The sequence below is a fragment of the Streptomyces sp. NPDC059695 genome (assembly GCF_042733785.1).
Lineage (GTDB): Bacteria > Actinomycetota > Actinomycetes > Streptomycetales > Streptomycetaceae > Streptomyces.
On the sequence record NZ_JBHWFF010000030.1, the window covers coordinates 1,714 to 10,615 of the forward strand.

Genomic DNA, 8,902 nt, shown 5'->3' on the forward strand with positions numbered 1-8,902 from the left:
GCGCGCGCGCGCGGTGGCGGGCGCGCGCGGGGGTGGGGGAGGGCTGCCCCGGGGGGGCGCCCCCCCCCTCCCGTGCGTACGGTCAGGCCGCGGCCGGCCGGATCCGGTTCGTCCGGGACAGGAACTCCGTCTCGCGCAGCGCCCGGGTGGCGTTGGCGTGGGCGAGGCCGACCAGTTCCTGGGCGGTCCAGCCCCGGCGGAGCAGCTCCGCGAAGAGCGGCACGTACCCGGCGGCCGGGTCGGTGGTGTGGGAGACGCCCGCGCAGTGCGCGCCCGCCTGCCCCCGCACCCGGTCGAGGACGTCGGCGACGGCCGGCGGGTCGTCGGTGACCGTGACCATGAGGACGGCGCCGTTCTCGCCGAGGAGGCCGAGGACGTCGTCCGGGAGGTCCTCCGGGGCCGCCCGGGTCAGCAGCGCCGGGGCGCGGGTGACGGCGAGGGCGCGGCGGACCGTGTCCGGGTCGGCGCCGGACAGGTCCACGGCCAGGCGCCGATGCGGTTCATCTCCCGTACCGCGTCGCGGGCGAAGCGGTCGAAGCGGTCGACGCCCACGGCCCGTACGCCCAGGGCGTGGTAGGCCCGCAGGGTGGCGGCCGAGCCGCCGAGCGCCGTCCAGCCGACCGGTCCGAGCAGGGCGGCGACACGGCCGCAGTTGCGGGCGTGGTCCAGCTCGGAGGTGGTGTGGGCGAGGCGCAGGTCCTCGGGGCAGGCGGCGACGAGGGCGCGGACGGCGTCGATGCGCCGCAGGGTCCCGATGACGCCCTCGTCCGCCTCCACGTGCAGGGACCAGAGCTGGGCCCCGGCCTCCGCGGCGCGGACGGGCGGCAGGTCCTCCGGGTCGAGCGACCCGGGGAGTTCGGTGTGGCCCTCGGTGACGGGCTGCGCGGCCAGCAGGGCGCGGGCCCGGGCGGTCTCGTCGAGCGGTGGCGGTGGCTCCGGCGGGTCGGGCTCGCCGGCTGCGGCAGGGACGGTGGAGAGCGTGGGGTGGTCGTCTAGCAGTTCCGCCATGGTGTGACTCCGGACTCGGCGATGCAGTACCGCCCCGCCGAGCGCGGCGGGGCGGTACCGTCCACCGTGCCACCGGCCCCGGCCCGGGGCCCGGCGGGATGCGCCGTCCGGGTGAGGGGCCGGTGACGACGGGCCCTACGGGGCGTCGAGGACGTCGATCGTGGCGTTCGACGGGGCCGTACGGCTCGTCAGGTCGCGGGAGACGGCCTCCGCGTCCCGCAGGACGCGGACCGCGTTGGACCAGGTCAGCTTGGCGAGGTCCGGGCGCGACCAGCCGCGGTGCAGGAGCTCCGCGATCAGGTTCGGATAGCCGGCGACGTCGTCCAGACCGGACGGGGTGAAGGCCGTGCCGTCGTAGTCGCCGCCGATGCCGATGTGGTCGATGCCGGCGGCCTCGCGCATGTGGTCGAGGTGGTCGGCGACCGTCGCGGCGGTGGCGATCGGGCGCGGGTTCGCCGCCTCGAAGGCGCGGTGCACCTCCATGCCCCGCGGGGTGGTGTCGAGGTGGTGCAGTCCGTGCGCCCGCAGGTTCTCGTCCGCGCGGTTCGTCCACTCGACGGCGGCGGGCAGGATGAACTTGGGCACGAACGTGGCCATCGCGACACCGCCGTTGGCGGGCAGCCGCTCCAGGACGTCGTCCGGGATGTTGCGCGGGTGTCCGCAGACCGCGCGGGCCGAGGAGTGCGAGAAGATCACCGGCGCGGCCGAGGCGTCGAGCGCGTCCCGCATGGTGGTGGCGGCGACGTGGGAGAGGTCGACGAGCATGCCGCTGCGATTCATCTCGCGGACGACCTCGCGGCCGAAGGCGGTCAGACCGCCGGCGCGCGGGTCGTCGGTCGCCGAGTCGGCCCAGTCGTTGTTGTCGTTGTGCGTGAGCGTCATGTAGCGCACGCCCAGGGTGTGCAGCGCGCGCAGGGTGGCGAGGGAGTTGTTGATCGAGTGGCCGCCCTCGGCGCCCTTGAGGGAGGCGATGCGGCCCTGCTTCCGGGCCGCCTCCATGTCGTCGGCGGTCAGGGCGCGGACGAGGTCGCCCGCGTACCGCTCCAGGAGCTGGTCGACGATGTCGATCTGCTCCAGGGTGGCGCTGACGGCGTGGTCGCCCGTCAGCTCGCAGGGCACGTACACCGACCAGAACTGGGCGCCGACGCCGCCCGCCCGCATCCGGGCGAGGTCGGTGTGGAGCGCCCCGGTCTGGTCCGCGCCGATGTCCAGCTTGTCGAGGTCGTAGCGGACGTGCTCGCGCAGCGCCCAGGGCAGGTCGTTGTGGCCGTCGACCACGGGGTGGCCCGCGAGCAGCTCGCGGGCCTCCTCCAGCCGGTCCGCGGCGCTCACTTGGCGAAGCCGAAGGACGCCGAGCCCTCGACCTTGGCCCGGAGCCGCTTGCCCTTCTCCGTGGCCTGGTGGTTGAGGTCCTGGAGGAAGTCGGTCATCCGGGCGCGGAGGTCGGCGTCGTGCGCGGCGAGGATCCGGGCCGCGAGCAGGCCCGCGTTCCGGGCGCCGGCGACGGAGACCGTGGCGACGGGGATGCCGGCCGGCATCTGCACGATGGAGAGCAGCGAGTCCATGCCGTCGAGGTACTTCAGCGGCACCGGGACGCCGATGACCGGCAGCGGCGTGACGGACGCGAGCATGCCGGGCAGGTGGGCGGCGCCGCCCGCGCCCGCGATGATCGCCTGGATGCCGCGGCCCGCGGCCTCCTCGCCGTACGCGATCATCTCGCGCGGCATCCGGTGCGCCGAGAGGACGTTCACCTCGTAGGGGATCTCGAACTCGTCGAGGGCCTGCGCGGCGGCCTCCATGACGGACCAGTCGGAGTCGGACCCCATGGCGATGCCGACGACGGGGGCGGTGGCGGTGCTCATTCGGTGATGGTTCCTCGCAGATAGCCGGCGGCGTGACGGGCGCGCTCCAGCACGTCGTCGAGGTCGTCGCCGTAGGTGTTGACGTGGCCCACCTTGCGACCGGGCTTCACGTCCTTGCCGTACATGTGGATCTTGAGCTGCGGGTCCCTGGCCATGCAGTGCAGGTACGCGGAGTACATGTCCGGGTAGTCGCCGCCCAGGACATTGCACATCACGGTCCACGTCGCGCGCGGACGCGGATCGCCGAGGGGCAGGTCCAGAACCGCCCGGACGTGGTTGGCGAACTGCGAGGTGATCGCCCCGTCCTGGGTCCAGTGGCCGGAGTTGTGCGGGCGCATCGCCAGTTCGTTGACGAGGATGCGGCCGTCCGTGGTCTGGAACAGCTCGACGGCGAGGTGGCCGACGACGCCCAGCTCCTTGGCGATCCGCAGGGCCAGCTCCTGGGCCTGACCCGCCAGCTCGTCGTCGAGGTCGGGCGCGGGCGCGATGACCGTGTCGCAGACGCCGTCGACCTGGCGGGACTCGACGACCGGGTACGCGACGGCCTGGCCGTGCGGGGAGCGGACGATGTTCGCGGCGAGCTCGCGCACGAAGTCGACCTTCTCCTCGGCGAGGACCGGGACCCCCGCGAGGAAGGGGTCGCGGGCGTCCTCGGGCGTCCGGACGAACCAGACGCCCTTGCCGTCGTAGCCGCCGCGCACGGTCTTCAGGATGATCGGGAAGCCGCCGGCCTCGGCGGCGAAGGCCACCGCGTCGGCGGGGTCGGCGACGATGCGGTGGCGGGGGCTCGGCGCGCCGATCTCGTCGAGCTTCGCGCGCATCACCCCCTTGTCCTGCGCGTGCACGAGCGCGTCCGGGCCGGGCCGGACGGGGATGCCGTCGGCCTCCAGGGCGCGCAGGTGCTCGGTGGGGACGTGCTCGTGATCGAAGGTGATCACGTCGCAGCCGCGCGCGAAGTCACGCAGCGTGTCCAGGTCGCGGTAGTCGCCGATGACGACCTCGCTCACCACCTGGGCCGCGGAGTCCTGCGGGGTGTCGCTGAGGAGCTTGAACTTGATGCCGAGGGGGATACCCGCCTCGTGGGTCATACGGGCGAGCTGCCCGCCTCCGACCATGCCTACTACGGGGAACGTCACCCTCTTAGGGTATCCGCACCATCGGGGAACACTCGTCCGGCTGTGGTTTGGCACAACCGGAACGCAGGTGGGAGACGGGTTCTCCACAGGTTTCCGAGGTACACAGGCGGGTGACAGGGGCGCTGGTTAGCATGGTTGGGTTGACGTCGCCCGGACGTCATCCGGACGGACGGGACAGAGCGATCACCATGAGTGAACCCGGCGCGCTGCGCATGCGACTCCAGGGGCTCTTCCGGGAGGTCGCCAAGTTCGGGGTGGTCGGCGGTCTCGGCGTCCTGGTCAACCTCGGCGTCTTCAACCTGGTGCGCCACTTCTCGGACCTGCCGGTCGTGCGGGCGAGCCTGATCGCCACCGTGGTCGCGATCGCCTTCAACTACGTGGGCTTCCGCTACTTCACGTACCGCGACCGGGACAAGTCCGGGCGCACCAAGGAACTGACGCTGTTCCTGCTGTTCAGCCTGGTCGGCCTGGTCATCGAGAACGGCATCCTGTACGCGGCGACGTACGGCTTCGGCTGGGACGGCCCGCTGGCGAGCAACTTCTTCAAGTTCTCCGGCATCGGCATCGCGACCCTGTTCCGCTTCTGGTCGTACCGCACGTGGGTCTTCCGGGCCCTTCCGGCCAAGGAGGCCGTGCAGACCGCCGAATCGTTCCTGGAGCACGCCCCGCGGCAGGCGACCCGCCGCCAGCCCGACCGCGTCTGACCCGCTCGCCCGGCGGTCATCGCACCGGGCGGTCCTGCGGGGCCTCGGCGGGGCTCCTGACCTCCCGGCTGAGGAAGAGCGCGAAGACCGGCGGCTGCTGCTGGAGCAGCTCCAGACGGCCGCCGTCCGCCTCCGCCAGGTCCCGGGCCACCGCCAGCCCGATCCCCGTCGAGCTGCGCCCGCTCACCGCCCGTTCGAAGATCCGCGCGCCGAGGTCGGCGGGGACGCCCGGGCCCTCGTCCGTGACCTCGATCACCGACTGGTTGCCGGTGACGCGGGTGCGCAGGGCGACCGTGCCGCCGCCGTGCATGAGCGAGTTCTCGATCAGGGCGGCGAGGACCTGGGCGACCGCGCCCGGGGTGCCGACCGCCCGCATCCCCTGCTTGCCGGAGTGGACGATGGCCCGGCCCGCGCTGCGGTAGGCCGGGCGCCACTCCTCGATCTGCTGCTTGACGACCTCGTCCAGGTCGAAGGCGACGGCGGAGCCCGTCCGGGGGTCGCGGGAATTGGTGAGCAGCCGCTCGACCACGTCGGTGAGCCGCTCGACCTGGGTGAGCGCGATCGTGGCCTCCTCCCGGACCGTGTCGAGGTCGTCGGACATGGCGACCTCCTCCAGTCGCATGGAGAGCGCCGTGAGGGGCGTACGGAGCTGGTGGGAGGCGTCGGCGGCGAGCCGGCGCTCGGCGGTGAGCATCCGGGCGATGCGCTCGGCGGAGGCGTCGAGGACGTCCGCGACCCGGTCCAGCTCGGGCACCCCGTACCGCTTGTGCCGGGGCCGCGGGTCGCCGGAGCCGAGGCGCTCGGCGGTCTCGGCGAGGTCCGTGAGCGGCGAGGCGAGCTTGTTCGCCTGGCGCACGGCGAGGAGGACGGCCGCGACGACCGCGAGCAGGGCCACCGCGCCGATGATCAGGAGGGTGCGGCCGACCTCGGCGGTCACCGCGGAGCGGGACTCCTCGACGACCACGCTCTCCCCGCGCTCGCCCTCGGCGACGCCCCGGATGACGTCGCCCTCGGGGCGGCTGCCGATCTCGATGGTCTCGCGGCCCGGGATGCGGATCTGGGCGTACCGCTTGGCGCCGCTCTGCTCGGCGAGGATGTCCGGGTTGACGGGCTCGCCGCCGATGAGCCGGCTGTCGACGATGGAGACGATCCGCAGCGCCTCCGAGTCCACGCTCTCCTGGGCGCTGCTGGAGATGGTGCGGGTCTCGACGAGGACGAGGGAGACCCCGAAGACGGCGATGACGACGAGGACGACGGCGAGCGTGGAGTTGATCAGTCGGCGGCGCATGGTTCTTCGGTGCTCTCGGCTCGGTACGGCACGGCTCGGCCCGGGGCGGTGCGGATAGGCCCGGGGCGGGGCTGATTGGCCCGGGCGGCCCGGGGCGGGGTGGCCGGGCCGGGTTCGGCCCGGTCCGGTTCGCCTCGGCTCAGCTCTTCTCGAAGCGGAAGCCGACCCCTCGGACCGTCGCGATGTAGCGGGGGTTCGCCGCGTCGTCGCCGAGCTTCTTGCGGAGCCAGGAGATGTGCATGTCGAGGGTCTTCGTGGAGGACCACCACGTGGTGTCCCAGACCTCGCGCATCAGCTGGTCACGGGTGACGACCCGGCCCGCGTCCCGGACCAGGACCCGCAGGAGGTCGAACTCCTTCGCGGTGAGCTGGAGCTCCTCGTCGCCCATCCAGGCCCGGTGGGACTCGACGTCGATCCGGACGCCGTGGGTCGCCGGGGCGGCGGCGGGCTCCGTGGAGCCGCGCCGGAGCAGGGCCCGGACCCGGGCGAGGAGCTCGGCGAGACGGAAGGGCTTGGTGACGTAGTCGTCGGCGCCCGCGTCGAGCCCGACGACGGTGTCGACCTCGTCCGCACGGGCGGTGAGGACCAGGATCGGGACCGTGTGGCCCTCGGCGCGCAGCCGGCGGGCGACTTCGAGGCCGTCCATGCCGGGCAGGCCCAGGTCGAGCACGACCAGGTCGACCCCGCCCTGGAGTCCGGCGTCGAGGGCGGTGGGGCCGTCCTCGCGCACCTCGACCTCGTACCCCTCTCTCCGCAGGGCGCGGGCCAGCGGTTCCGAGATGGATGCGTCGTCCTCGGCGAGCAGTACACGGGTCATGGAGTGATGGTAGTCGGCACGGCGCCCGGGCCGGGGCGGGATCGGCAGGGCCTGGACGACCCCTGGAGATCTTGTGGGCATCCTGCACATGACCTTCGAATGACCCTTCGCGGTTGCGCCTTCACCTGTGATCCATCTCTCAAGTCCTTCCATATCCGGCACTGTCGTGTCGTATGGTGGCGAGACGTCAGTAGCGGTAATCGGGGACCTTTGGCCAGCTTCGCGCGCCAAGGTCCTCTTTCTGCGTGAGGTCGGCTCCGCCGAACCTTGAGACGGTGAATGACCTGTGGGCCGGGTTCCGGGACGCGACGACGCATCTCCCGGGGCGTGGATCCCGGTGGAGTTCCAACACTCCGCCGGTGCCGGCCTCCCCCACCGGGCGCATCACGCTCACAAGGCGTGCGTCCCGACAGAGCAAGGATCGACATGGCGTCCAGCCTGACGACGGCTTCGTCCGGAACCTCTGGTTCCGAGAAGACGTTCTTCGGCCACCCCCGTGGCCTGGCCACCCTCTTCATGACCGAGATGTGGGAGCGCTTCTCCTACTACGGCATGCGGGCCCTTCTCGTTCTGTACCTGGTCTCCGGCGGCGCGGACGCGGCGACCGGCAGCCAGGGTGGCGGCCTCGCCATGACGGCGGCCACGGCGACGGCCATCTACTCGGTGTACGTCTCGATGGTCTACCTGATGGCCATGCCCGGCGGCTGGTTCGGCGACCGCGTCTGGGGCGCCCGCAAGACCGTCACGATCGCCGGTTTCGTGATCATGGCCGGTCACGCCTCGCTGGCCATCCCCGGCCAGGCGATGTTCTTCGTCGGTCTGGCGCTCGTCGCCGCCGGTTCCGGTCTGCTCAAGGCCAACATCTCCACGATGGTCGGCCACCTCTACGACGGCCCGGACGACCCGCGCCGTGACGGTGGCTTCACGCTCTTCTACGTCGGCATCAACCTCGGTGCCTTCGTGGCGCCGTTCGTGGTCGGCACCGTCGGCGAGAAGGTCAACTGGCACCTCGGCTTCGCGCTCGCCGCGGTCGGCATGGGCCTGGGCCTGCTCCAGTTCCTGATCGGCACGAAGAACCTCAGCCCGAAGAGCAACGTCGTCCCGAACCCGCTCAGCCCGGCCGAGCGCAAGAGCGTCCTGGTCAAGGTCGCGCTCGTGTTCGTCCTCGCCGCCGCCTTCTACGGCGTCGTCGTCGGCCTCGGCGTCTACACCCTGAACTGGGCGCTCGTCCCGATCACCCTCGCCGGTCTGATCATCCCGGTCGCCGTCCTCGTCCGCATCAAGCGCGACAAGGACCTCGACAAGACCGAGCAGTCGAAGATGACCGGCTACATCTGGTTCTTCGTCGCCGCCGCCGTCTTCTGGATGATCTACGACCAGGGTGGCTCGACCCTGTCGCTCTTCGCCGACGACAAGACCGCGTCCACGGTCTTCGGCTTCGGCTTCCCGGCCACCTGGTACCAGTCCCTGAACCCGCTCTTCGTCATGGCGCTGGCCCCGGTCTTCGCCTGGCTGTGGCTGTGGCTGGCCCGCAAGAACCAGGAGCCGAACACCATCGTGAAGTTCGCGATGGGTCTCGTCCTGGTCGGCGCGTCCTTCTTCGTCTTCATCGTCCCGATGAACATGGCGGGCGACGGCACCAAGGTCTCCCCGATGTGGCTGGTCACGATCTACATGATCCAGACCATCGGTGAGCTGTGCCTCTCCCCGGTCGGCCTCTCCGTCACCACGAAGATGGCGCCGCAGAAGTACGCCTCGCAGATGATGGGCGTCTGGTTCCTCGCCGTCACCGCCGGTGACTGCACCACGGGTCTGCTGTCGCTGGCCGGTGTGGACCTGAACGGGACGGGGATCATCGCGATGCAGGCCGCCTTGGCCGTCCTCGCGGGCTTCGCGATCTACATGTACCGCAAGAAGGTCCAGGGCCTCATGGGCAGCGTCCACTGACCCGCCCTCCTGTACGGCCGATGGGGGGCCCCCCCCCCCCGGGCGGCCGCCGGGCCCCGTGCCGAAACCCCGGAGACCGGGCCCGGGGGGGAAGGTGGACTCCCCCCCCCCGCCCCCGGTGTCCGGGCCCCCCGCGAGGG

Annotated in this window: 9 protein-coding genes; 2 read left to right on the plus strand and 7 right to left on the minus strand. The window is 72.0% G+C overall.

Translation table 11 applies throughout. The features are described from left to right. Positions 1 to 82: 82 nt before the first annotated feature. The 5 genes from ACFV2S_RS29655 to ACFV2S_RS29675 form a co-directional block, all read right to left on the minus strand. On the minus strand, positions 83 to 481 hold the full coding sequence (locus tag ACFV2S_RS29655; RefSeq protein WP_385565539.1) for a membrane dipeptidase: 399 nt from the start codon (positions 479 to 481) through the stop codon (positions 83 to 85). Next, complete coding sequence (locus ACFV2S_RS29660) at positions 409 to 1,008, minus strand: membrane dipeptidase (protein WP_385565544.1); 600 nt, start codon at positions 1,006 to 1,008, stop codon at positions 409 to 411. The genes ACFV2S_RS29655 and ACFV2S_RS29660 overlap by 73 nt, the downstream gene beginning before the upstream one ends. A gap of 135 nt (positions 1,009 to 1,143) precedes the next feature. Next, positions 1,144 to 2,340 carry a dipeptidase gene (locus tag ACFV2S_RS29665; RefSeq protein WP_385565548.1) on the minus strand — a complete coding sequence of 399 codons (1,197 nt, stop codon included), beginning with the start codon at positions 2,338 to 2,340 and terminating at the stop codon, positions 1,144 to 1,146. After that, positions 2,337 to 2,870 carry a 5-(carboxyamino)imidazole ribonucleotide mutase gene (gene purE / locus ACFV2S_RS29670; protein WP_385565551.1) on the minus strand — a complete coding sequence of 178 codons (534 nt, stop codon included), beginning with the start codon at positions 2,868 to 2,870 and terminating at the stop codon, positions 2,337 to 2,339. The genes ACFV2S_RS29665 and purE overlap by 4 nt, the downstream gene beginning before the upstream one ends. Next, on the minus strand, positions 2,867 to 4,006 hold the full coding sequence (locus ACFV2S_RS29675) for a 5-(carboxyamino)imidazole ribonucleotide synthase (RefSeq protein ID WP_385565554.1): 1,140 nt from the start codon (positions 4,004 to 4,006) through the stop codon (positions 2,867 to 2,869). Before ACFV2S_RS29675 ends, purE begins: the two co-directional genes overlap by 4 nt. A gap of 188 nt (positions 4,007 to 4,194) precedes the next feature. Between ACFV2S_RS29675 and ACFV2S_RS29680 the strand changes: the two genes are divergently transcribed. Next, entirely contained in the window at positions 4,195 to 4,710 is a 516-nt protein-coding gene (locus ACFV2S_RS29680) for a GtrA family protein (protein ID WP_385565558.1), read from the plus strand. 16 nt (positions 4,711 to 4,726) lie between these two features. On the opposite strand, the gene ACFV2S_RS29685 is transcribed toward ACFV2S_RS29680, so the two are convergent. Continuing rightward, positions 4,727 to 5,998, minus strand: a complete 1,272-nt coding sequence (locus ACFV2S_RS29685) for an ATP-binding protein (protein ID WP_383799198.1) — start codon at positions 5,996 to 5,998, stop codon at positions 4,727 to 4,729. Between the two features lie 139 nt (positions 5,999 to 6,137). Then, complete coding sequence (locus ACFV2S_RS29690; protein WP_041129540.1) at positions 6,138 to 6,815, minus strand: response regulator transcription factor; 678 nt, start codon at positions 6,813 to 6,815, stop codon at positions 6,138 to 6,140. A gap of 426 nt (positions 6,816 to 7,241) precedes the next feature. Between ACFV2S_RS29690 and ACFV2S_RS29695 the strand changes: the two genes are divergently transcribed. Beyond that, on the plus strand, positions 7,242 to 8,762 hold the full coding sequence (locus ACFV2S_RS29695; protein WP_385565566.1) for a peptide MFS transporter: 1,521 nt from the start codon (positions 7,242 to 7,244) through the stop codon (positions 8,760 to 8,762). Positions 8,763 to 8,902: the final 140 nt, after the last annotated feature.